This window comes from Bradyrhizobium agreste (assembly GCF_016031625.1).
GTDB lineage: Bacteria > Pseudomonadota > Alphaproteobacteria > Rhizobiales > Xanthobacteraceae > Bradyrhizobium > Bradyrhizobium agreste.
On the sequence record NZ_JACCHP010000017.1, the window covers coordinates 176,360 to 199,341 of the forward strand.

Annotated in this window: 19 protein-coding genes; 11 read left to right on the forward strand and 8 right to left on the reverse strand. The window is 64.7% G+C overall.

Annotation, left to right across the window (positions count from 1 at the left end; genetic code table 11):
- Positions 1 to 51: 51 nt before the first annotated feature.
- Together HZZ13_RS24535 and HZZ13_RS24540 are read left to right on the forward strand one after the other, a co-directional pair.
- Positions 52 to 2,403 (forward strand): bifunctional salicylyl-CoA 5-hydroxylase/oxidoreductase, encoded by a 2,352-nt coding sequence (locus HZZ13_RS24535; protein ID WP_197962070.1) that lies wholly within the window; start codon positions 52 to 54, stop codon positions 2,401 to 2,403.
- A gap of 51 nt (positions 2,404 to 2,454) precedes the next feature.
- Positions 2,455 to 3,705: a flavin-dependent oxidoreductase gene (locus tag HZZ13_RS24540; protein ID WP_197962071.1), complete on the forward strand. Its 1,251-nt coding sequence runs from the start codon at positions 2,455 to 2,457 to the stop codon at positions 3,703 to 3,705.
- A gap of 7 nt (positions 3,706 to 3,712) precedes the next feature.
- Here the strand turns inward: HZZ13_RS24540 and HZZ13_RS24545 are convergent, their stop codons facing one another.
- Positions 3,713 to 4,168: a cupin domain-containing protein gene (locus tag HZZ13_RS24545; RefSeq protein ID WP_197948733.1), complete on the reverse strand. Its 456-nt coding sequence runs from the start codon at positions 4,166 to 4,168 to the stop codon at positions 3,713 to 3,715.
- A 105-nt stretch (positions 4,169 to 4,273) separates the two neighbouring features.
- Positions 4,274 to 5,449 (reverse strand): ABC transporter substrate-binding protein, encoded by a 1,176-nt coding sequence (locus tag HZZ13_RS24550; protein WP_197962072.1) that lies wholly within the window; start codon positions 5,447 to 5,449, stop codon positions 4,274 to 4,276.
- Positions 5,450 to 5,730: 281 nt separating this feature from the next.
- On the opposite strand from HZZ13_RS24550, the gene HZZ13_RS24555 reads away from it, so the two are divergent.
- The 3 genes from HZZ13_RS24555 to HZZ13_RS24565 all read left to right on the forward strand — a co-directional run bounded on the left by HZZ13_RS24555 (position 5,731) and on the right by HZZ13_RS24565 (position 8,536).
- Positions 5,731 to 6,222, forward strand: a complete 492-nt coding sequence (locus tag HZZ13_RS24555) for a MarR family winged helix-turn-helix transcriptional regulator (RefSeq protein WP_122406549.1) — start codon at positions 5,731 to 5,733, stop codon at positions 6,220 to 6,222.
- 145 nt (positions 6,223 to 6,367) lie between these two features.
- A complete protein-coding gene (locus tag HZZ13_RS24560) occupies positions 6,368 to 8,056 on the forward strand; it encodes a benzoate-CoA ligase family protein (protein WP_197962073.1) in 1,689 nt (562 codons plus the stop codon).
- Positions 8,057 to 8,077: 21 nt separating this feature from the next.
- The gene (locus tag HZZ13_RS24565) at positions 8,078 to 8,536 is read left to right on the forward strand and encodes a RidA family protein (protein WP_197962109.1); all 459 of its coding nucleotides are present in this window, start codon (positions 8,078 to 8,080) and stop codon (positions 8,534 to 8,536) included.
- Positions 8,537 to 8,562: 26 nt separating this feature from the next.
- Here the strand turns inward: HZZ13_RS24565 and HZZ13_RS24570 are convergent, their stop codons facing one another.
- Positions 8,563 to 9,291 carry a CBS domain-containing protein gene (locus tag HZZ13_RS24570; protein ID WP_197962074.1) on the reverse strand — a complete coding sequence of 243 codons (729 nt, stop codon included), beginning with the start codon at positions 9,289 to 9,291 and terminating at the stop codon, positions 8,563 to 8,565.
- A 210-nt stretch (positions 9,292 to 9,501) separates the two neighbouring features.
- Here HZZ13_RS24570 and HZZ13_RS24575 point away from each other — a divergent pair, with 210 nt between their 5' ends.
- A complete protein-coding gene (locus tag HZZ13_RS24575; RefSeq protein WP_197962075.1) occupies positions 9,502 to 11,328 on the forward strand; it encodes a PHA/PHB synthase family protein in 1,827 nt (608 codons plus the stop codon).
- Here HZZ13_RS24575 and HZZ13_RS24580 read toward each other — a convergent pair.
- The 3 genes from HZZ13_RS24580 to HZZ13_RS24590 are packed head-to-tail and all read right to left on the reverse strand — an operon-like array spanning position 11,325 to position 14,856.
- Positions 11,325 to 12,311: a CHAD domain-containing protein gene (locus tag HZZ13_RS24580; protein WP_197962076.1), complete on the reverse strand. Its 987-nt coding sequence runs from the start codon at positions 12,309 to 12,311 to the stop codon at positions 11,325 to 11,327. The two genes, HZZ13_RS24575 and HZZ13_RS24580, sit on opposite strands and share 4 nt — an antisense overlap.
- Positions 12,311 to 13,849: a bifunctional aminoglycoside phosphotransferase/ATP-binding protein gene (locus tag HZZ13_RS24585; protein WP_197962110.1), complete on the reverse strand. Its 1,539-nt coding sequence runs from the start codon at positions 13,847 to 13,849 to the stop codon at positions 12,311 to 12,313. The genes HZZ13_RS24580 and HZZ13_RS24585 overlap by 1 nt, the downstream gene beginning before the upstream one ends.
- Positions 13,850 to 13,872: 23 nt before the next feature.
- Positions 13,873 to 14,856, reverse strand: coding sequence for a zinc-dependent alcohol dehydrogenase family protein (locus HZZ13_RS24590; protein ID WP_197962077.1), 984 nt, complete (start codon positions 14,854 to 14,856; stop codon positions 13,873 to 13,875).
- A 180-nt stretch (positions 14,857 to 15,036) separates the two neighbouring features.
- Here HZZ13_RS24590 and HZZ13_RS24595 point away from each other — a divergent pair, with 180 nt between their 5' ends.
- Together HZZ13_RS24595 and HZZ13_RS24600 are read left to right on the forward strand one after the other, a co-directional pair.
- Entirely contained in the window at positions 15,037 to 15,870 is an 834-nt protein-coding gene (locus HZZ13_RS24595) for a universal stress protein (RefSeq protein ID WP_197962078.1), read from the forward strand.
- 63 nt (positions 15,871 to 15,933) lie between these two features.
- Positions 15,934 to 18,627 (forward strand): bifunctional acetate--CoA ligase family protein/GNAT family N-acetyltransferase, encoded by a 2,694-nt coding sequence (locus tag HZZ13_RS24600; RefSeq protein WP_197962079.1) that lies wholly within the window; start codon positions 15,934 to 15,936, stop codon positions 18,625 to 18,627.
- A gap of 397 nt (positions 18,628 to 19,024) precedes the next feature.
- Here the strand turns inward: HZZ13_RS24600 and HZZ13_RS24605 are convergent, their stop codons facing one another.
- On the reverse strand, positions 19,025 to 19,513 hold the full coding sequence (locus HZZ13_RS24605; protein WP_197962080.1) for a phage holin family protein: 489 nt from the start codon (positions 19,511 to 19,513) through the stop codon (positions 19,025 to 19,027).
- Positions 19,514 to 19,789 (reverse strand): hypothetical protein, encoded by a 276-nt coding sequence (locus tag HZZ13_RS24610; protein WP_197962081.1) that lies wholly within the window; start codon positions 19,787 to 19,789, stop codon positions 19,514 to 19,516. It lies immediately after the preceding gene.
- 173 nt (positions 19,790 to 19,962) lie between these two features.
- Here HZZ13_RS24610 and HZZ13_RS24615 point away from each other — a divergent pair, with 173 nt between their 5' ends.
- Genes HZZ13_RS24615 through HZZ13_RS24625 form a run of 3 tightly spaced genes read left to right on the forward strand, consistent with a single transcriptional unit; the run spans position 19,963 to position 22,976 of the window.
- Positions 19,963 to 21,099: an ABC transporter permease gene (locus HZZ13_RS24615; RefSeq protein WP_197962082.1), complete on the forward strand. Its 1,137-nt coding sequence runs from the start codon at positions 19,963 to 19,965 to the stop codon at positions 21,097 to 21,099.
- Between the two features lie 2 nt (positions 21,100 to 21,101).
- Positions 21,102 to 21,869 carry an ABC transporter ATP-binding protein gene (locus HZZ13_RS24620; protein ID WP_197962083.1) on the forward strand — a complete coding sequence of 256 codons (768 nt, stop codon included), beginning with the start codon at positions 21,102 to 21,104 and terminating at the stop codon, positions 21,867 to 21,869.
- 3 nt (positions 21,870 to 21,872) lie between these two features.
- Positions 21,873 to 22,976, forward strand: coding sequence for an ABC-type transport auxiliary lipoprotein family protein (locus HZZ13_RS24625; protein ID WP_197962084.1), 1,104 nt, complete (start codon positions 21,873 to 21,875; stop codon positions 22,974 to 22,976).
- Positions 22,977 to 22,982 lie beyond the last annotated feature (6 nt).

Sequence of the window (22,982 nt, forward strand, 5' to 3'; positions counted from 1 at the left end):
TTATTTTAGGCTTAAAATAGTTTCATGGCCGGGTGAAGTGACGAGGCTCCCATGAAAGTCGCGATCATCGGTGGCGGACCTGCGGGTCTCTATGCTGCGATCCTGCTCAAGAAGCAGCGTCCGGGCGCGGACATCACGGTCTATGAGCGCAATCGGGCCGACGACACCTTCGGCTTCGGCGTGGTGTTCTCGGATGCGACCCTCGACAATTTCGAGAAGCACGATCTTCCGAGCTATCGCCGCATCACCCAGGAGTTCGCCTACTGGGACGACATCGCGGTGCACTTCCGCGGCACTGTGCACCGCGTCGGCGGCAACGGTTTCTGCGGCTGTTCGCGGCAGAAGCTGCTTCTGATCCTCCAGGAGCGTGCACGCGAGCTGGGTGTCGCCTTGCGCTTCGAGGTCGATATCGACGACGAATCCGGCTTCGCCGATGCCGATCTTATCCTGCTCGCCGACGGCATCAACAGCCGTTTCCGCGAGAAATACGTCGATCATTTCCAGCCGGAGGTCGACCTGCGCGCCAACAAGTTCGCCTGGATGGGCTCGACCAGGCCGCTCGACGCCTTCACCTTCATCTTCCAGGAAACGGAGTGGGGGCCATTCATCGCCCATGCCTATCAGTACGAGGCCGGGCACTCGACCTGGATATTCGAGACCGATCCTGAAACGTTCAAGCGCGCGGGGCTGACGGGTCTCGACGAGGCGCAGTCCGCCGCGCGGATGGCCGACATCTTCGGCTGGTTCCTTAATGGGCACAAGCTGCTGACGAACCGCTCGATGTGGCGCAACTTCCCGATGATCCGCAGCAAGCGCTGGGTCAAGGATAACATGGTACTGCTCGGCGACGCCAAGGCGAGCGCACATTTCTCCATTGGCTCGGGCACCAAGCTCGCGATGGAAGACGCCATCGCGCTGGCCGACGCCATGGAGAAGGCGCCCAGCATCAAGGCCGCGCTCGAGATCTATGAGCACGGCCGTCGCGAGGAGGTCGAGAAGACGCAGCATGCCGCCGACGTTTCGCTGGTCTGGTTCGAGCATGTCAACCGCTTCTGGGATTTCGATCCCGTGCAGTTCGCCTTCGGGGTGATGACGCGCTCGAAGGCGATCACCTATGATAATCTGAAGCTCCGCGCACCGGATTTCGTGGCGGAGGTCGACAAGTCGTTTGCGAGGCAGGTGCGCAGCAGCGGCTTCGATGTCGACACCGAGCGGCCGATCGTGCCGTTGTTCCAGCCGTTCCGCCTCCGTGAGATGAAGCTCGCCAATCGCGCGGTGATGTCGCCGATGTGCATGTATTCGGCGAAAGAAGGTGTGCCGACAGACTTCCACCTGGTGCATTACGGCTCGCGCGCGATCGGCGGCGCAGGCCTGATCTTCACCGAGATGACGTGCGTCAGCCGAGAGGCCCGGATCACGCCCGGCTGCGCTGGTCTGTGGAACGACGAGCAGGAGGCCGCCTGGCATCGCATCGTGGATTTCGTCCACGGCAACTCGGCCGCAAAGATCTGCCTGCAACTGGGTCACGCCGGCCGCAAGGGCGCGACCAAATTGATGTGGGACGGCATGGACCGCCCGCTGGAGCAGGGCGGCTGGGAGGTCTTTTCGGCATCACCGCTGCCCTACTTCCCCGACAGCCAGGTGCCGCGAGAGCTCGACCGCGTCGGCATGAATGCGGTGAGGGACGCTTTCGTCGCTGCGGCCGAGCGCGGCGAGCGCTGCGGCTTCGACATGCTCGAATTGCACTGCGCCCACGGCTATCTGCTCGCCAGCTTCATCTCCCCGCTGACCAACACCCGCACCGACGAGTATGGCGGCTCGCTCGCCAACCGTCTGCGGTTCCCGCTCGAGATATTCGAGGCGCTGCGCGCGGTCTGGCCGTCGCACAAGCCGATGTCGGTGCGCATCTCCGCGACCGATTGGGCTGACGGAGGCATCACCGGCGATGATGCCGTCGCCATCGCACGCGCCTTTGCCGAGGCGGGCGTCGATCTCGTCGATGTCTCGACCGGCCAGACCGTGCGCGATGCGCAGCCGGTCTACGGACGCATGTTCCAGACGCCCTTCTCCGACCAGGTCCGCAACGAGGCGCGCGTCGCGACGATGTGTGTCGGCAACATCACCACGGCCGACCAGGCCAACACCATTCTGGCCGCCGGTCGGGCCGATCTCGTCGCCCTCGGCCGTCCCCATCTGGTCGATCCCTTCTTCACCATGAAAGCCGCGGCCTGGTACGGGGCAAACGACGCCTTCTGTCCCCCGCAATATCTGCCTGGCAAGGACCAAATTTTCCGCAACAGCGTGCGCGACCGGCAGGACCTTGAGGAGCTGAAGATTAAGGCTAAGCCCAAGACCCGGGCCGAGCTCAAGGCGGAGGCGACAAAGCCGCTTGCGGCGGAGTGACCGCCCGTGCGACGTTAAGCCATTGCCTGTGTTTCGAGTGGAGTTAGGGCGATGAAGGCGATTATCGTCGGTGGCGGTATCGGTGGTCTCACCACGGCATTGATGTTCCGCTCGCGCGGCTTGGATTGCGAGATCTTCGAGCAGGCCGACACCATTCGCGAGCTCGGCGTCGGCATCAACACGCTGCCGCATGCGATGCGAGAGCTGGCCGGCCTCGGCCTGCTGCAGAAGCTCGACGAGGTCGCGATCCGCACCGATCAGCTCTATTATCTCAATCGTCACGGCCAGGAGGTCTGGCGCGAAGCGCGCGGCATCGACGCCGGCCATGACGTGCCGCAATTCTCGATCCATCGCGGCCGCCTTCAGGGCGTCATCCATCGCGCCGTCGAGGAGCGGTTGGGGGCAGAGGCGATTCACACCGGCTGCCGGCTCGGCGCGTTCACGCAGGACGAGGGCGGCGTCACCGCTTACTTCTTCGATCGCGCCGGCGCCCATGTCCACACCGCGCGCGGTGATATCCTGATCGGCGCCGACGGCATTCACTCGCGCGTCCGCGAGACGCTGTTTCCGAACGAAGGGCCGCCGTGCTGGAACGGCCTGATGCTGTGGCGCGGTGCGCGCGACTGGCCGCTGTTCCTCACCGGCAAATCGATGATCGTGGCCGGCGGTCTCAATGCCAAGGTGGTGATCTATCCGATCGCGGAAGGATCGAGCCCGGCGAGCCGCCTGACCAATTGGGCGGTGCTGGTGAAAGTGGGCGAGGGCAACGCGCCGCCGCCACGGAAGGAAGACTGGTCGCGGCCGGGCCGCCGCGAGGAGCTGATGCCGCATGTGGCGCGCTTCTCGGTGCCCTATATCGACGTGAAGAGCCTGATCTCGGCAACGCCGGAATTCTACGAATATCCGACCTGCGATCGCGATCCCTTGCCCTATTGGTCATCGGGGAGGGTCACGCTGCTCGGCGATGCCGCGCATCCGATGTATCCGGTGGGGTCGAACGGCGCCTCGCAGGCCATTCTCGACGCGCGCTGCCTTGCGGATGTGCTGGTGCGCGCCGAACACCCGCGTCAGGCCTTGCTCGAGTACGAGAAGAAGCGTCTGCCGATGACGGCCGAGATCGTCCGCTCCAACCGGCGCGGCGGGCCGGAGGGCGTCATCGACGCCGTCGAGCAGCTCGCGCCAGACGGTTTCGACAATGTCGACAACGTCCTGAGCTATTCCCAGCGCGAAGCCATCGTGCGCGGCTATGCCACCAAGGCAGGCTTCGCCGCGGTGCCCGGACTCGCGGCGGTGCGCGCCTGAGGCGCCGCTAGCCGCCGGGCGGCGGCGGCAGGAAGTGGATGTTGAACTCGGCGGCCATCGCCACGACGTCCTCCGGCTTCTGCTCCTTCATGTTGTGAAGGCCCCAGAACAGGTCGAACAGCTTGCGGCTTGGCGAGACCCAGAACAGCACCTTGGCGGTCTGCTCCGACTTGTTGAAGATGCCGTGCGGCACGCCCATGCCGAGGCGGATCAGGTCGCCCGCACTTGCCTGCGCCTCCGAATTGCCGAGCACGAAATCGAGCTTGCCCTCCAGCATGTAGAGATATTCATCCTGGTCGGGATGAATGTGCGGCGGCACGAAGGTGCCCGGCGGCAGCGTCGCGTGCCAGGAGAAGCTGTTCTCGGCGTAGCTCTTCGGCACGTAGGTCTGGCCGAGGATGTTCCAGGAAATGCCCTGGATTCCCTCATTGGCCCGCGTGATGCCGGTGATTTCGCTCTTCATTGCAGTCCTCCCCTAACGCGATGCGCGGCGATTGTTAGAGCATGATCAATTTCGGAAAAAGCTGCGCACTTTGCGCTGACGCGGCCCTTCGGATCAGGATCATGCTCAGTTCGCCGCCTTGCAATCCTTGGCATAGCGGTCGCCGTAGTTCTCGAACACCTTCTGCACGATCTCGGTCTGGAATTTGCCGTCCGGACGCTTGGCGACCTTGGTCAGGTAGAAATCCTGGATCGGATAATTGTTGTTGTTGAACTTGAAGGCCCCGCGGACCGAGGTGAAGTCGGCCTTCTTCAAGGCGGCGCCAACGGCGTCCTTGTTGGAGAGGTCGCCCTTCACGGCTTTGACGGCGCTGTCGATCAGCATCGCGGCATCGTAGGCCTGAGCGGCGTAAGTGCCGGGAACGCTATTGTAGGCGGCCTCGTAGGCGGCAACGAACTTCTTGTTCTGGGGATTGTCGAGATTGGGGGCCCAGTTCGCGCCGCCGAACATGCCGACCGCCGCATCCTGCTGCGCCGGCAGGGTCGATTCATCCACCGTGAAGGCCGAGAGCACCGGAATGGTGTCGGCGAGCCCGGCCTGCCGGTACTGCTTGACGAGATTGACGCCGAGGCCGCCCGGCATGAACGTAAACAGGGCATCGGGCTTCTGTGACGAAATCTTGGAGAGCTCCGGCTGGAAATCCAGCGTGTTCAGCGGCATGTAGGATTCCTCGACGATCTCGCCCTTGTAGTCGAGCTTGAATCCCGCCACCGAATCCTTGCCAGCCTGATAGTTCGGCACCATCAGGTACATTCGCTTGTAGCCGCGATCCTGCGCGACCTTGCCGAGGATCTCGTGCACCTGATCGTTCTGATACGAGGTCACATAGAAGAACGGGTTGCAATCCTTGCCGGCGAACGTCGACGGACCGGCATTGGGGCTGATCAGGAAGGTTTTCGACTCCGTAATCGGTCGGTGGATGGCCTGCAGGATGTTGGAGAAGATCGGCCCGACCACGAAGTCGACCTTCTCGCGCTCCAGAAGGCCCTTCACCTTGGTCACCGCGGCATCCGGCTTCAGCTCATCGTCGACGACGATGAGCTCGACGTCGCGGCCGCCCATCTTGCTGCCGAGATCCTTCACGGCGAGCGCGAAGCCGTCGCGAACCTGCTGGCCCAGCGCTGCGGCAGGCCCCGACAGGGTCACTATCAGACCCAGCTTGATTTTTTCCTGGGCGAGGGCAGGGGTCACCACGGTGCCCAGCAGCATCGCGGCTGCGGCCAAGGTCATTTGCGTCTTCATGATCTGTCCCTCGTGACGATTTGGCTTGCGCTGCAAGCCACGTACTCCAATCCAAAGCTTATGCCGATGACGGCCGCCGCGGCAAGCCGAGCGCGTGGCGTCGCATCCTTGCGGGCAGCTGCACATGCAAGCGGCGCGCCAATTATTTGAAGCCTAAAGAAATCGGCGTGCGGTCGATTGTTGCAGCTTTGGACTTGCGGCCGGCGCGGATTTATTTGAAGCTCAAAACGTTGGGGAATCCGTGCCCGCGCCAATGCCGGCCGTGAGTGAACTGCATCGACATGCTCGATTCCGAGACCAAGGCCGTCGAAACACCGGAGGACCACGCCGAAGAGCTCCGGCTGTGGCTACGGCTCCTGACCTGCACGACGCTGATCGAAGGCGAGGTGCGCGGCCGGCTGCGGCAGCGGTTCGACGTCACGCTGCCGCGTTTCGACCTGATGGCACAGCTCGACAAGGCGCCTGACGGCATGACCCTGTCCGATGTCTCCAAGCGCATGATGGTGTCGAACGGCAATGTGACAGGGCTCGTGGAGCGCCTGGTGGAATCTGGCCATCTCGACCGGCGGACCTCGGAAACCGACCGCCGCGTTCAGGTGATCCGTCTGACCAAGCTCGGGCGTGCCGAGTTCCGCAGGATGGCCGCCGAACACGAGACCTGGATCGCCGATCTCTTCGCCGACCTTTCGCCGAAGGATGTGCGCGAATTGATGCGTCTCCTCGCCAAAACCAAGGCGTCCGCGCAGAAATCGGCCGCGCGCCGCCGGCCGTAGCCGCGTGGGCGCGACAGCCGCCGCCCTTTTGCCGCATGAAAAAGCACGGGCTGCCCAAAATCCCCTATTGCGCCGAATTGTTTTAAGCCTAAAATGTTTTCCAGATCGTGCTGCCGGGTGCAATCCATGCTGAAAGGAGCGTGCGATGGCCAACGCCGCCAAGATTCACGTGACGGGCTCGTCTGACGGCAGCGCCGCGACGGCCCATGTCGATACGTTCGCGCAGCAGCATTTGCCGCCGCGCGAGCTCTGGCCCGAATTCATCTTCACGCGGCCGGAGCTGCACTATCCGCCGCGACTGAACTGCGTCGGCTATTTCCTCGATCGCTGGGTCGAGCAGGGCCATGGCGATGCCCCTTGCGTCATCAGCCCAGCCGTCAGCTACACCTATCGCGAGCTGCAGACGCTGGTGAACCGCATCGCCAATGTGCTGGTTGGCAAGCTCGGTCTCGTCACCGGCGGGCGTGTGCTGCTGCGCTCGGCCAACAATCCGATGATGGTTGCGGCCTATCTCGCGGTGATCAAGGCCGGCGGAATTTGCGTGGCGACGATGCCGCTGCTGCGCGCCAAGGAGCTGTCCTATCCGATCCAGAAGGCGGAGATCACGCTGGCGCTGTGCGACGGAAAACTCGCCGAGGAGATGGAGAAGGCGAAAGCTAGCGCGCCCGGTCTTGAACGGGTCGTCTATTGGGGCAATGGCGCGGCGGATTCGCTCGAAGCGCTGATCGCCGATGCCAATCCGGAGTTCAAGGCGGTCGATACCGCCGCCGCCGACATCTGCCTGATCGCCTTCACCTCGGGCACGACAGGCGATCCCAAGGGCACCATGCATTTCCATCGCGACATGCTCGCGGTTTGCGATGGCTACGCGCGCAACATTCTGCGGGCCGAGCAGAACGATCGCTTTATCGGCTCAGCGCCGCTCGCCTTCACCTTCGGCTTCGGCGGCGTGCTGTTTCCGATGCATATCGGCGCCTCCTTCGTCGTGCTGGAGAAGACGACGCCGGACGACATTCTGAATGCCATCGAGCAGTACAAGACCACGGTCTGCTTCACGGCGCCCACCGCATACCGCGCCATGCTGGGCAAGCTTGCAGGCCGCGACATTTCTTCGCTCCGCAAGTGTGTCTCCGCGGGCGAGACCCTTCCCAAGCCGACATTCGATGCCTGGCTCAAGGCGACCGGGATCAAGCTGATGGACGGCATCGGCTCGACCGAGATGCTGCACATCTTCATCAGCGCGACCGAGGACGAGATCCGGCCCGGTGCCACCGGCAAGCCCGTGCCGGGCTATGAAGCCAAGATTGTCGATGATGAGGGTCGGGACGTGCCGCCCGGAACGATGGGCCGTCTCGCCGTGCGCGGGCCGACCGGCTGCCGCTATCTGGCCGACGAGCGGCAGCGGAAATACGTCCAGAACGGCTGGAACATCACGGGCGACACTTATCTGATGGATAGCGACGGCTATTTCTGGTACCAGTCGCGCTCCGACGACATGATCGTGTCGGCCGGTTACAACATCGCAGGAACCGACGTCGAAGCGGCGCTGCTCACGCATCCGGCGGTCGCCGAGTGCGGTGTGGTCGGTGCGCCCGACGAGGCGCGCGGCATGATCGTGAAGGCCTATATCATTGCCGCGCCCGGCGTGACGCCTGACGCTCAGCTGGTGGCCGAGTTGCAGGAGCATGTCAAACGCGAGATCGCGCCGTACAAGTATCCGCGCGCCATCGAGTTCGTGGCGCAATTGCCGAAGACCGAGACCGGCAAGTTGAAGCGCTTTGCCCTGCGGCAGCTGGCGCAGGCAGTGACGTCCTCAGGCGTCGCCGCGGAATGAGAGAAGGATAGAGAATTGTCTGTGACGACGCCGAAGGGCCCGCAACTCGCGGTGCTGCCGACCGCAGCCGAGGACGGAATGCGCGTCAAGGCGCAGATCCTGCAGCCGTCAGGCTGGCCGCTGCCGAAGGGCTATGCCAACGGCATGGCTGCCGAAGGACGCATCGTCGTCACCGGCGGGGTGATCGGCTGGGACGCCGAGGAGCGTCTCGCGGACGGCTTCGTCGCGCAGGTGCGCCAGACCCTGGACAACATCGCCGCGATCCTGGCCGAGGCCGGTGCCCGGCCCGAGCACCTCGTGCGCCTGACCTGGTACGTCGTCGACATGGACGAGTATCTGGCCAACCTGAAGGAACTCGGCAAGATCTACCGCGACGTCTTCGGGACGCACTATCCAGCGATGGCGCTGGTACAGGTCGTCCGCCTCGTCGAGAAGGCGGCGCGCGTCGAGATCGAAGCCACCGCCGTCATTCCGAGCTGAACTCTGCCGCGATCAGCTCGCCTTGATCAGCTCGCTTTGGCGAGCTCGTCGTCTTCGGGCGAGTTGAGATAGACGCCGGACATGGTGTCGACCCAGCAGAGATGATCGTGCACCTTCTTCACGCCCTCGACGTTTTCCGCGGCGACGATTGCAGCCTGCCGAGCGCGCTCTTCGGTGATGACGCCGCTGAGATGAACGATACCGTCGCGCACGATGACGTTCAGCCCGAACGGACACCACTCGTGCTTCTCCATGATGTCGATGATGCGGCTGCGAATGTGATCGTCATCGGCGGTCGGATCCGGCACTTCGCGGGCGAGCCCCGCCACCGCCTGCAGCAGGTTGGCGCGGGACACGATCCCGACGATCTTGTCGCCCCGCACCACCGGCAGCCGCTTGACGTTGTTCCGCTCCATGAGATCGACGATCTCCGCGAGGGCGGTATCCTCGGTGATGGTCACGGGCGAGTCGGTCATCACTTCCGACACCTTGCGGCCGTGCTCGTGGACGAAGTCGCTGGCGGATTTGCCCGGACCCAGGATGAACCGCAGCCAGCGCCCGCGCTTGCGCCCGGTGCCGATTTCGCTGCGGCGGATGAAATCTCCCTCCGACACCACGCCGACCAGCTTGCCGCTATCGTCCACCACCGTGAGACCGCTCACATGTCGCTTCAACATGATGTTGGCTGCTTCGACGATGCTGGTGTCGGGGGTGACCGAGATGACCGACCGGGTCATGATCTGGTGGGCGCGCATGGACAACTCCGCTGGCATGTCGACTTGAATGCGCAAAACCTAGTCAAACCGTCGGGGTGCGGTTTGACCCAAGTCAAGCGGACCAAGCCGTTCTTGCCCTGATTGACCGATTGCGATCCGTGCGCGGATTTGATGCAGCTCAACGCGTGGCGGAAGCGTCGCCATATCCTGCCGCAGGCGTAGAACAGGACCCCGCAGGAACAATCAGCCATGAGCGTCGTGAAGATACTTCCACGGGCCGAAGCGCCGCTGCAAGCTCCCGCAGCCAGGCCGGTTGCCGAGATTGCCAAAAAGCTCGCAGGGAGGCCGGCTGACTACACTTGCCCGCAAGCGACGGATTCCTATCCGCTCGATCGTGCGTTTCATGCCATGTTGGCGCGGTTCACGGGCGGGATTTCGCCGGTGGCCTTGTCGCTCGCCTGGCTCGATTGGGGCGCGCATCTTGCGGCGGCGCCTCAGCACCAGATGGAGCTCTCCCGCAGTATTTTCCGCGATTCCGGCCGCTTGCTGGAAGCTGCCGCGCACGCGACGTCGCAAGGACCGTGGTCCGTCATCCGGCCGCAGGGGCGGGATCGCCGCTTCAAGGACCGGCAATGGGAGGCCGCGCCGTTCAATCTGCTTGCGCAGGCGTTTCTGCTCACCGAACGTTGGTGGCACGATGCCACGACCGGCATACGCGGTGTGTCCCACGCAAATGAAGCTATCGTCGAGTTCTCGATGCGCCAGATGCTCGATATGCTGGCGCCCTCGAACTTCGCAGCCACCAATCCACAGGTTCTGGAAAAAGCCTTCCAGAGCGGCGGCGAGAATTTCGTGTTCGGCTGGCAAAACTGGTGCAACGACCTGATGCGCCTGCTGTCCGGCTCGAAGCTGACCGGCGAGGATCAGTTCGTCGTCGGCAAGACGGCGGCGGCTTCGCCCGGCAAGGTCGTCTACCGCAACGAGTTGATCGAATTGATTCAGTACTACCCGACCACAGCGCAGGTGCGACCCGAACCGATCCTGATCGTGCCGGCCTGGATCATGAAGTACTACATCCTCGATCTGTCGCCGCAGAACTCGCTGGTCAAATATCTGACGGGTCAAGGCTTCACCGTGTTCGCGATCTCCTGGCGCAATCCGGATGCGAGGGACCGGGACCTCGCTTTCGACGACTATCGCAAGCTGGGCGTCATGGCGGCGTTGGACATGATCGGCCTGATCATGCCGGGTCGGAAGACCCATGCCCTCGGCTATTGTCTGGGCGGCACATTGCTGTCGATCGCCGCCTCCGCGATGGAGCGCGACGGTGATCACCGGTTCGGCACTGTTACTCTCCTGGCAGCCCAGACCGACTTTACCGAGGCGGGAGAGTTGACGCTGTTCATCAACGAGAGCCAGGTGGCATTTCTCGAAGACATGATGTGGCAGCGGGGCTATCTCGACACGACGCAGATGGCCGGCGCCTTCCAGCTGCTGCGCTCCAACGAACTGATCTGGTCGCGGCTCTCGCGTGAATATCTGATGGGCGACGGCTCGCCTCCGAGCGACCTGATGGCCTGGAATGCCGACGCCACGCGGCTGCCCTATCGCATGCACTCGGAGTATCTGCGCCAGCTGTTTCTGGACAACGATCTGGCGGAAGGTCGCTATCGCGTCGAATGCAGGAGCATCTCGCTGTCCGACATTCACACCCCGATGTTCGTGGTCGGCACGCTCGCCGATCACGTCGCGCCATGGCGATCCGTCTACAAAATTCATTACCAGGTCGATGCCGACGTGACGTTCCTGTTGACCAGCGGCGGCCACAATGCCGGTGTCGTTGCGCCTCCGCAGGAGGAGGGCCACTTCTATCAGGTGCTGACCAAGGCCGCTGACGCGCCCTATATCGGTGCCGACGAATGGCTGAAGCTGGCCCCGCGCGTCGAGGGCTCGTGGTGGCCGGAATGGACCAATTGGCTGGCGGCACGTTCCGGCGCCCCCTGCGATCCCCCGCAGATCGGGCTTGGAGGCGCCCTTGGCCTGGCCGATGCACCGGGGGATTACGTCCACACCTAAGCCTCCGGGTCCGAACTCGGGGCGAGATCCGAGGAGCGGAACGGTTTGGCCTTGTCCAGTTTCCGGTAGGCCGTCGAGGCCTTCCGCAACAGCTTCTTTTCGCGCTTGCGATCGAGGAATCGGTTGCTGGCATCGATCCCGGCGCCATTCAACGATGTCGCCAGCGCTTGTCCGCGTGCATCGTCGTTCAATTGGCCGAGCGACCGTTGTGCCTTGCGCAATTGCTTGAGGATGGACTTCTGCTTCACCGCCGCTCCATCGGCGAACAGATCCGCAAGCGACTCGACCGAACAGGTCATTCGCTTGTTGAGGAGCCGCAGCTTGTGACGTTTCCCGACATCGAGCTTCTTCAGCTTCCGGGCTTTCTTGAGCAGCGTCGTCTCCCACTCGGTCAGCCGCTCCGTCGCATGGTCGGCGAGGGTACGGCGGCGCAGCCGGATCGCTTCCTTGCTGCGGCGCGTCGACCAGGGGCCGCTTTCGATCCACGTTGAGGTTTGCTCGACCAGGCGGCGATACCGCGCCGATTGCAGCGCACGTGCCAGCAGCCGGTGGCTCTCCGCGCGCTTCTCGTCCCAGCGCTGAAGCTCGGCGACCACGGCGAGCTCGGCGCCACTCTCCGCAACGATCCGCTCGATTGCCACGTCGAGGTCCCGCACCATGCCGAGCTGACCGTTTAGCCACTTCAGCTCGGCCCAGACATCCGGCCGCAGCGCATCGTCGACCATCGGCGAGAAGAAGCGAATGGCAGTCCGCAAATGCGTCAGTGCGATCCGGATCTCGTGCAGCGCATCCGGATCGCCGCGGCAGGTGCCGTCGTGCTGAGCGATCACCGCATCGAGGTGACGGCGGGCGATGATCCGGAAGGCCGTGTCGCAGGCCATGCCGGGACTGAGGCGGGCGGGAAGCGCGTTGCGCCGCGTCGCCGGCTTGGCAGGCGTGGTCGCCGTCGAGCGCGTGGTGGGTCGCGTCTTCCTTGCCCGCATCAGTCTGATTGCCTTGTTTGCCCCTCAGCGATGGCGTTCCGGCAGTTCTGAAGCGTCTGCTCCTGTGTCCCGGATGCATCGATGGTCGCCCAGCCGACATGGCCGATATTATAGTGCTCTTGCAGTGCGGCAACCTTCGGCGTGGCGTCCGATGCGTCTCCCCTCCGGTTGCCGATGCGCGCCTGCCGCGTCGCAAGATCTGCGACCAGGAACAGCCCGTTCAACGCCACGTTGCGCTCGCGCGCCAGCGCCGCGATCGCATCGCGTTCGTCCTCGCGCGCGAATACGCCGTCGACGATCGCCGAATGGCCCTGCGCCAGCACCCGCCGGGCCTGCTGCACCAGCGTGTCGTAGACGCGGGCCGTGACCTCCGGCGTATAGGCCGAAGGCGGCAGGCGGTGGGTATCCTGGACGGCGAACATCTGCTTGCGGACCAGATCGCTGCGCAGCACGACGGCGCCCGGCTCCGGTGGCACGACCGGCGCGAGCGCGTGCGCCAGGGAGGTCTTTCCGGTGCCGGACAGTCCGCCGACCGCAATCAGACGCGGAGCAGGCGGATGGATCAGCGTCTCGGCGAGGTCGAAATAACGCCGTGCCTGGTCGAGCATGTCGTGACCGTCGGAATGCGACCGCTTGAGTCGTGCCAAGGTCACCTGGGCGCGGATCGCCGCCCGGATGGACATGAACAGCGGCAGGGTCGAGAGCGCCTCGAGATTGTCGGCTGGCGTCGCGGCGAGATAGCGGTTCAGCACCAAGTTGGCCGCGCCCGGCTGATGGTGCTGCAACAGGTCCATCAGCGTGAATGCGAGATCGTAGAGCACGTCGACCGTCGCCATCTGCGCGTCGAACTCGATCGCGTCGAACAGCACGGGCCGGTCTTCGATCAGAACGATGTTTGCCAGATGCAGATCGCCATGGCAGCGGCGCACGAAGCCCCGGCGGCCGCGCTCTGCGAGCAGGGGACGAATGCGCAAGTAAGCCGTGTGCGAGGCCTCGCCGAGTTGCTCGATCTTCTCTGGGCTGAAATATCCGCCGGCCCGCAGGCCATTCGTGTTGCCGTCGATCAGGGCCGGGATGGAGGAGACCCATGCTTTTCCGTCGGCGCGTGCCGCCGCCGCGTGAGAGGCCGCGATTGCGTCAGCGACGGCCGCGGCAAGCTTCGCGTCCAGCGGGCCCGTCTCGGTCAGATGATCCAGCGTCCTGCTTTCGTCGAAGCGCGACATGTCGACCGCATACTCGATCGGCCGGCCGCTGCCGTCGACCTTCACCGATCCATCGGGCTCTTCCGTGATCGCTACGACGCGATGATAGATCTGCGGCGCCAGGGGCCGGTTGATCCGGATCTCCTCCTCGCAGGCTGCCTTGCGCTTTTCGAGCGTCGAATAGTCGAGGAAGGGAAATCGGACGGCGCGCTTGATCTTCAGCGCGCGCTTTGCGTCCAGGAATACCGAGGCAGCATGCGTGTCGATGCGCGTCACGCCGGGATGGTCGGTCAGCATCCGAAAGATGCGCTCCTGGGCCGCCGTGTCATCCTTCATCGCAGCGGACATGGCAAGCACCATCAGGGCGTCAGCACGGCCGCGCCGAGGATCCGGCCATTGCGCAGCAAGGCCAGGACTTCGTTGGCCTGATCGAGCGGAAACGCCGTCGTCTCGGTGCGCACGCCGGCTTGCGGCGCGACCTTGAGAAAATCGAGGCCGTCCTGCCGGGTCAGGTTGGCGACCGAGACCAGCTGCCGTTCCTGCCACAGCAGATCATACGGAAAGCTCGGAATGTCGCTCATGTGGATGCCGGCGCAAACGACGCGACCGCCTTTGCGCACGGCGCGCAACGCTGCCGGCACCAGCTCGCCGGCTGGTGCGTAGATGATCGCAGCGTCGAGCGGCTCATCCGGCACCTGGTCCGATGACCCCGCCCAGACGCAGCCGAGACGACGAGCAAGGTCTTGTGCAGCGGCATCGCCGGCCCGCGTGAATGCATGGACGGAGCGTCCCTGCCAGACCGCGACTTGCGCAATGATGTGGCCGGCGGCCCCGAAGCCATAGAGACCGAGCCTCTCGGCGGGGCCGGCCAGGACCAGCGAGCGCCAGCCGATCAGCCCCGCGCACAACAGAGGCGCAATCTCCACGTCGCTGCCCGTCTCGCCGAGCGGAAAAGCGTAACGTGCGTCGGCGATGGTGTGGGTCGCGTAGCCCCCGTCGCGCGTGTAGCCGGTGAACAGCGGTGTGTCACAGAGGTTTTCCATGCCCTCCCGGCAGAAGCGGCATTTTCCGCAGGTGAAGCCGAGCCAGGGAATGCCGACGCGGTCACCAGGCACATGTGTCGTCACATTCGCACCGATGAGGTCGACCCGTCCGACGATTTCGTGGCCAGGCACGATCGGATAGTGGATGCCGGGCAGCTCGGCGTCGACGAGATGAAGATCTGTCCGGCATACCCCGCAGGCGCTGATCTTCACCCGGATCTGACCCTCGCCCGGCATCGGGTCGGGCCGTTCCTCCAACTGGAGCCGCGCTCGTGGGGCCGGCAACACCATCGCACGCATGTCTGTCTCCGGGGCGAACCGCTCCGACTGAATTATCTCCATAGACCGACCGGGTGGCCAGTCCTTGACGTCAGTCAACGCCTGTTCCTCGGGGGTGATCGGACGGAGTTTCCTGCGGTCTTGACGAGGATCAAGGGTCTCGACGACAGCCGGCTTATTATGGTGACTCAGGAGATTCCGATGCCCATCAAGGATGTCTTTCTGCCCCTTGTCGGCCAGCCGCGTGGGCCAGCCCTGGTCGCGATCGAGAAGTGCGTTGCTGTGGCCGCCGATCTCGGCGCCAGGATCACCGCGCTTGCGCTCGAGGAAGATGTCTTCGAGCGACCGAGGGTGATGCTGCCCGACGATCGCGATTCCGCGCGGGCCAGCCTCGAGGCCAGCGACATGCAACGACTGCTGAATGCCTTCACCAACGCGGCTTCGCGCGCCAACGTCCGCGCGCAGAGCCGGTCGGGCAAGCTGCCTGCGGATCAGATCCGAACGATCCTTGCCGAGCACGCCCGCTTCAGCGACCTCACCCTGGTTCCCGTGAAGCCGCACGACAGCCGAATGGAGGCCCTCGTGGAGGCGCTGTTGTTCGAATCCGGACGGCCGCTTCTGCTCTGTCCCGAACATCGCGCTGACGAGCTCCGGCCCGAGATCGAGAACGTCATGATTGCCTGGGATCATTCTGCGCGGGCCGCGCGTGCGGTCGGCGATGCATTGCCTGTTCTTCAGGCTGCGACCTCGGTTCGTGTGCTGACCGTGGCGGAGGGCAAGACGGACGCGGTCGTGCAATCCGGAACGGCACTCGTCGACCATTTGCGGGAACACGGTGTCTTCGCCTCGTTCGAAACCACGAAGGGGGGCGGCAGCTCGACCGGCAAGGTACTGGGAAGCTGGGCGAATTCCCATGGCATCGATGCGATCGTGATGGGCGCCTATCATCATTCGCGCCTGAACGAGATCGTGTGGGGCGGTGTGACAAAGACCGTCATTGGCCAGCCACCGTGCTGGGTTATGATCTCGCACTAGGCGTCTTCTTCCAGCCCGATCGTCAATCATCGGAACCGCCGCCGACGCGGCGCATTTGTTTTCATGTCGACTTACCGTCTGAACAATCTGCTGTCGCCGCGCTCGGTCGCGCTCGTCGGCGCGAGCGCGCGTCCGGCGTCCGTTGGACGCGCGGTTCTGGAGAACATTCGCCAGGCCGGATTCAAGGGGCGGTTTGGCCTCGTCAATCCGCGCCACGCCGAGATCGGCGGTCTTGCGGCGGTGAAGAGCCTGGACAGGCTGGACTTCGTGCCCGAGCTCGTCGTCGTCACCGCGCCCGCGGGCGAGATTCCGGGCATCGTCGACCAGGCCGGACGTCGCGGGTCTGCGGGTGCGCTGATCGTCTCGGCCGGTCTCGGCCAGGGACCGGGATCGCTGCAGGAGGCGACTAGCGCTGCTGCCCGCAAACATGGCATGCGGCTGATCGGGCCGAACTGCCTCGGCATCATGATGCCGGGCGTCAGCCTGAATGCCAGTTTCGCCGCGCACATGCCGGGGGCCGGCAACCTCGCGCTGATCTCGCAGTCGGGTGCCATTGCCGCTGGCATGGTGGATTGGGCCGCGCAGCGCGGCGTCGGCTTCTCCGGCATCGTCTCGATCGGCGATCAGATCGACGTCGACATTGCCGATCTGCTCGACCATTTCGCGATGGATCACAAGACCCGCGCGATCCTGCTCTACATCGAGGCGATCAAGGATGCGCGCAAGTTCATGTCGGCGGCGCGCGCGGCCGCGCGGGTGAAACCCGTCGTGGTGGTGAAGTCCGGCCGCATGGCGCAGGGTGCGAAGGCCGCTGCCACGCATACCGGGGCGCTCGCCGGTGCCGACGCCGTCTATGATGCGGCGTTCCGCCGCGCGGGCGTGCTGCGGGTATCCGATCTGCGCGAGCTGTTCGACTGTGCCGAGACCCTCGGCCGGGTCGAATCGCCGACGGGAAAGCGTCTCGCCATCCTGACCAACGGTGGCGGCATCGGCGTCCTCGCCGTCGATCGATTGGTCGAGCTCGGAGGTATTCCGGCGACGATCTCGACTGATGCGCGCGGGAAGATCGATGCGGCGCTGCCGCCGACCTGGTCGGGTGCAAACCCCGTCGACATCGTGGGCGACGCCGACGCTGCGCGTTATGCTGCGGCGCTGGAGGAATTGCTGGCCGATCGCGACAACGACGCAGTCCTCGTCCTCAACGTGCAGACGGCGATCGCATCGGCCGCCGAGATCGCCAAGACCGTGACGGAGCTCGTGGCTAAGTATCGCGAGCAGCACCGCCGATGGGCAAAGCCCGTGCTGGCGGCCTGGGTCGGCGCCGATCAGCACATCATCCAGGCACTCTCCAGCGCCGGGGTGCCGAACTATCCGACCGAGGACGATGCCGTGCGCGGCTTCATGCATCTGGTCCGGCACCGGGAAGTGGTGGAGGAGCTGAGCCAGGTGCCCCCCGCGATGCCCGATACGTTCGTTCCGGATGCCAGGGGGGCCAGGGAGATCGTCACGGCGGCGATCGCGGACGGCCGCCAGTGGCTCGAACCTGTCGAGATCAAGCACCTGCTCGAAGCCTATGACATCGCGATGGTGCCGACCTATGCGGCGGCCGATGTCGAGCAGGCGGTGACCTATGCAAAGGATATCTTCGCGCAAGGCGGCACCGTCGTGCTGAAGATCATGTCGCGGGACATCACCCACAAATCCGACGTCGGCGGTGTCGTGCTCAATCTGACGACGCCGGAGGCCGTGCGTGCGGCGGCCACCGACATTCTTGCGCGAGCCAGAAAGCTGCGGCCCGAGGCCCGCATCGGCGGCGTCATCGTCCAGGCCATGGTCGTCAAAGCAAAGGCACGCGAGCTGATCCTGGGTCTCGCCGACGATCCGACCTTCGGCACGGTGGTCGTTTTCGGCCGCGGCGGCACGGCAGTGGAGATCATCAACGACAAGGCGCTGGCGCTGCCGCCGCTCGACCTGCAACTGGCCCGCGATCTGATAGACCGCACGCGCGTGTCACGGCTGTTGAAGTCCTATCGCGACGTGCCGGCGGTCAAGCAGGACGCCGTCGCCATGGTGCTGGTCAAGCTGGCGCAGATGGCGGCCGACATTCCCGAGATCCGCGAGTTCGACATCAATCCGTTGCTGGCGGACGAAACCGGCGTGACCGCGGTGGACGCCCGCGTCGCGGTCGGGCCGCCGCAGCGGAAGTTCGCCGGCTCCGGTCCGGCCAATTTCGCCGTTCGCGCCTATCCGTCGCAATGGGAGCGCCGCCTCGAGCTCAAGGACGACTGGCGCATCTTCGTGCGCCCGATGCGCCCCGAGGACGAGCCGACCATCCACGAATTCCTGCGTCACGTCACGGCACACGACCTGCGCCTGCGCTTCTTCGCCCCGATGAAGGAGTTCACGCACGAATTCATCGCACGCCTGACCCAGCTCGACTATGCGCGCGCGATGGCCTTCATCGCATTCGACGAGGCCACCGGCGAAATGGTCGGCGTGGTCCGGCTCCATTCCGACTCGATCTACGAGACCGGCGAATACGCGATCCTGCTGCGGTCCGACCTGAAGGGCAGGGGGCTCGGCTGGGCCCTCATGCAGCTGATCATCGACTACGCGCGGTCGGAAGGATTGAAGACCATATCGGGCGACGTGCTGCAGGAGAACACCGTGATGCTCGACATGTGCCGGCAGCTCGGCTTCGAGGTCAGGCCGGACCCGGCCGAGCCTGAAATCTGCGACGTCAGGCTGAAGCTCTGACGTCCGGACCTGCGCGCTGAATCAGGTTTGTGGCACGACGGAGGTGTACTCCCCTCCCGCTTGCGCACTGAGTCCTTCTGGCGGCGCAGGCGCGCTGTGCGCGAATGCGAATTTCGAAATGTCGATGAAGGGTTTATGCGCAACCGCGTCGGGATGGTCGCGGCTTTCAGGCCGTGACGCTCGTGACTGTTGCGATGATGCTAGTATGCCACTGTTTTGCCCGACGTGCCAGGATTTATTTCGTAAATCCGAAAATGCTTCGTCCATCCCGCAAGTCCTTGTTCTGACAGGGGCGGTCTACTGTGCATGGGGTTGTTTTCGAATTTTTGTTGGGAGGCAGCGTTCTGGCGTAGCCGCCCTCGAACCTCATCCTGAGGGCCCGCCAACGGCGGGCGTCTCAGGAGCGCGCTTCAGCCGAATTTGCGTCGGCGGATGTCCTGGCCGACGTCCGCAGATTCTTGATGATGATCGCGATCAGCGGCATCAGCATCGGCACGATCGTGCTGAGCGGATGATGCACCGCGCCTGACACCTGGGCCTGGAGCGCACGCGCCTCGAGCTGGAGGGCTTCGATGGAGGTGTCATGAATTTCGTTGGCGAGCTCGATGTCACGCCCCGACGGAGCGCGGCCGGCGATCAGGAAGAGAGCGGCCGCGATGACGAAATTGACGGCGCCGAGGATGGCAGCCGCGGCAATCGCGCTCCAGATCTGCACCAACGCGAAATAGGCCGACAGCTCCAGCATCAGCAGCCCGAACGCGGCGATCAGCGCCGCGAAGGCGCGCAGCCCGAGGCCGATCAGCAAATGGCGCAGCCTGATGTCGGCGATGATCCTGTCGGTGCGCCACAGCACGCGCAGATGTTTGACGACATTCTCGGTATTCACCTAGTGTCTCCTCAGCATGAAGCCGACAACCACGCCCAGTGCGAAGGCGGAGGCGAGCGAGCTGATCGGACGCTCCGCAACGAGGTCCTGGAGCTGCTCCCCCTCTTGTTCGACGGTCTCGCCGAGCTCGGCGAGCGCGGCCCTGACCTGACCGGCGAGCGCTTCGGTGCGAGCTTTCGAGCTCTCGAACATCTCCTCGCCGGCGGTGCTCAAGAGGCGGGTGACGTCGACCTTCAACGCCTGCAATTCCTCGCTCATCCTGTCACTGTCGAACATGGATCTAGTGTCCCCATTGAACCCAAGCGAGCCTAGGACCCGCCGGCGCGATCGCGCTTGATTTGCGTCAAGAGGCGGGCGTGTTCGGGTCTGTTGAGACAGGTCAATCCGGCCGCCACATGCTGGCCTAGAAATGCCGGCTGGGGACCAATTGTCCCGATGAGGTGGAAAGCGTGAACCACGAACCGCTGCTGCACGTGACACCGTCCGGCGACGTGCTGAAATTGCGCCCCGAGGGGCCATGGACCGCCGCGAACGTGATGACGCTCGAGACTTTGTCCCGTTCGGTCGGGACCGACGTCGATCGCTCACGCGCCGTCACCTTGGACATGTCGGGCATCAGCGCGCTCGATACGCTCGGCGCCTGGGTCCTGGAGAAGCTGTCGCGCAGGGCCGCCTCGTCAGGCCGGCCAGCCGAGTTCGTCGGCGTCGCCGATCATTTCAGCGGGCTGCTGGACGAGGTGCGCCAGGTCAACCGCCACACACCGGGTCCGAGCGCTGCGCCGAATCCGGTTCTGGCGAGGCTGGGCGAGCTCGGCAAGTCCGCGGTCGGCGCGCGGGAAGACATCACGATCTTCCTCCAGATGCTCGGCGCCTTGTTCATGGCCATCATCGGCGTGCTGCGCCGGCCGCGTTCGCTGCGGCTGACCTCGCTGGTGTATCAGCTCTACCGCATCGGGTGGCAGGCGATCCCCATCGTCACGCTGATCACCTTCCTGATCGGCGCCATCATCGCGCAGCAGGGCTTCTTCCACTTCCGCAGATTCGGCGCGGAATCGTATACGGTCGACATGGTCGGCATCCTGGTGCTGCGCGAGCTCGGCGTGCTGATCGTCGCCATCATGGTCGCCGGCAGGTCGGGGAGCGCCTACACCGCCGAGCTCGGCTCGATGAAGATGCGCGAGGAGATCGACGCGCTCTCGACCATGGGGCTCGATCCGGTCGACGTCCTGATCCTGCCGCGCGTTGCGGCCCTGGTCATTGCGCTGCCCATCCTCACCTTCATCGGATCGATCGCCGCGCTCTACGGCGGCGGGCTCGTCGCGCAGTTCTATGGCGACATGGGGCCGGCGATCTACATCGCGCGCCTGCACGAGGCTATTTCCGTCACCCATTTCGAGGTCGGCATCCTGAAGGCGCCGTTCATGGCGCTGGTGATCGGGATCGTGGCCTGCAGCGAGGGATTGCGCGTCAAGGGGAGCGCCGAGTCGCTGGGGCGGCAGACCACGACCTCGGTTGTGAAATCGATCTTCCTGGTCATCGTGCTCGACGGTCTGTTCGCGGTCTTCTTTGCCTCGATCGGAATGTGACGATGGACGCATTCCAAGACCAGTTCGCGATCCGCGTCCGCGATCTCGTGGTCGGCTTCGGCCGCCAGACCGTGCTCGACCATCTGTCGCTCGACGTTCGCCGCGGCGAGATCCTCGGGCTGGTGGGCGCATCCGGCGGCGGCAAGTCGGTCCTGATGCGGACCATCATCGGGCTGATCCCGCGCCGGAGCGGGACCATCGAGGTCATGGGACAACCCGCCGGCGGCCACGGCCGCGGCGCAGCGACGGCATGGGGCATCCTGTTTCAGCAGGGCGCGCTGTTCTCCTCGTTGACGGTGCGCCAGAACGTCCAGTTTCCCTTGCGCGAGAATCTCGTCCTGTCGCAGGAGCTGATGGACGAGATCGCGATCGCCAAGCTCGAAATGGTCGGCCTGCGTGCCGAGGACGCCGACAAATATCCGGCGGAGCTGTCCGGCGGCATGACCAAGCGCGTGGCGCTGGCGCGCGCGCTCGCGCTCGATCCGCCGATCCTGTTCCTGGACGAGCCGACCTCGGGCCTCGACCCGATCGCCGCCGGCGAGTTCGACGCGCTGATCAAGACGCTACAAAAGACCCTGGAGCTCACCGTGTTCATGGTGACCCATGACCTTGCGAGCCTGACCACGGTCTGCGACCGCGTCGCCGCGCTCGCCGACGGCAAGATCGTGGCGATCGGCCCGATGCGCGAATTGCTGCAATCCGAGCATCCCTGGGTGCGTGCTTATTTCCACGGCAAGCGCTCGCAGATGCTGCAACACGAGATGAGATGAGAGATGGAAACCCGCGCTCCCTATGTGCTGATCGGCAGTTTCGTGCTGGCCGCGATCGTCGCGGTGTTCGGCTTCGTCTATTGGCTCAACAACACCGGCGGCATTGGGCCGCGCACGAGCTATCACGTCCAATTCCAGGGCCCGGTGCCCGGCCTCCTGGTCGGCGCCGGCGTGCTGTTCAACGGCATTCGGGTCGGAGAGGTCACCCAGCTCGGGCTCGCGCCCGATAACCCGCGCTTCGTCAATGCGACGATCTCGGTCGCCACGGCGACGCCGGTGCGTGCCGACACCAAGGTCGGTCTCGAATTCCAGGGCCTGACCGGCGTTCCCGTGGTGACATTGGTGGGCGGCATGATCGTCGCCAAGTCCGGCGAGCTGCCAACCCTGATTGCGGAGGCCGGCGCAGGCCAGAGCATGACGCAGGCGGCGCGCGAGGCGCTGCGGCGGGTCGACACCGTGCTTCAGGACAATTCCGGCCCGCTGAAGGACACCATTGCCAATTTCAAGACCTTCTCCGACGGGCTCGCACGCAACGCCGGCAAGATCGACGGCATCCTGGCGGGCCTCGAGAAGATGACCGGCGGCGGCACGCCGGCGCAGAAGATCACCTACGACCTGCGCACGCCCCAGAATCTCGGGCCGGCCGGCAAGATGCTAGCCGCCTCACTGGCCATTCCCGAGCCGACGGCCGTGGCGATGCTGCAGACCCAGCGCATGCTGTTCGCGCCGAGCGGGGACAGGCCGGGCTTTGCGGACTTCCTCTGGGCTGACAGCATTCCGAAACTGGTGCAGGCGCGCCTCATCGACAGTTTCGAGAATTACGACATCGCCCACGCCCCACTGCGCACGACGGACCTCGGGCCGGCGGATTACCAGCTCCTGATCGACATCCGGTGCTTTCGGATCGCCACGGACGGGGAAGCTCGGGCCGAGATCGGACTGTCGGCGCGGATCGTCGACAAGAACGGCAAGGTGATCGCATCGCGGCTCATCGAGACCAGCGAAAAGCTCGACAAGGTCGAACCGGCCGCTTCAGTCGCCGCCTTCGATGCGGCCTTCGCGCGCATCGCCAAGGAGCTGATCGGATGGACCGTGCAGGCGGTGTGAGGCCGA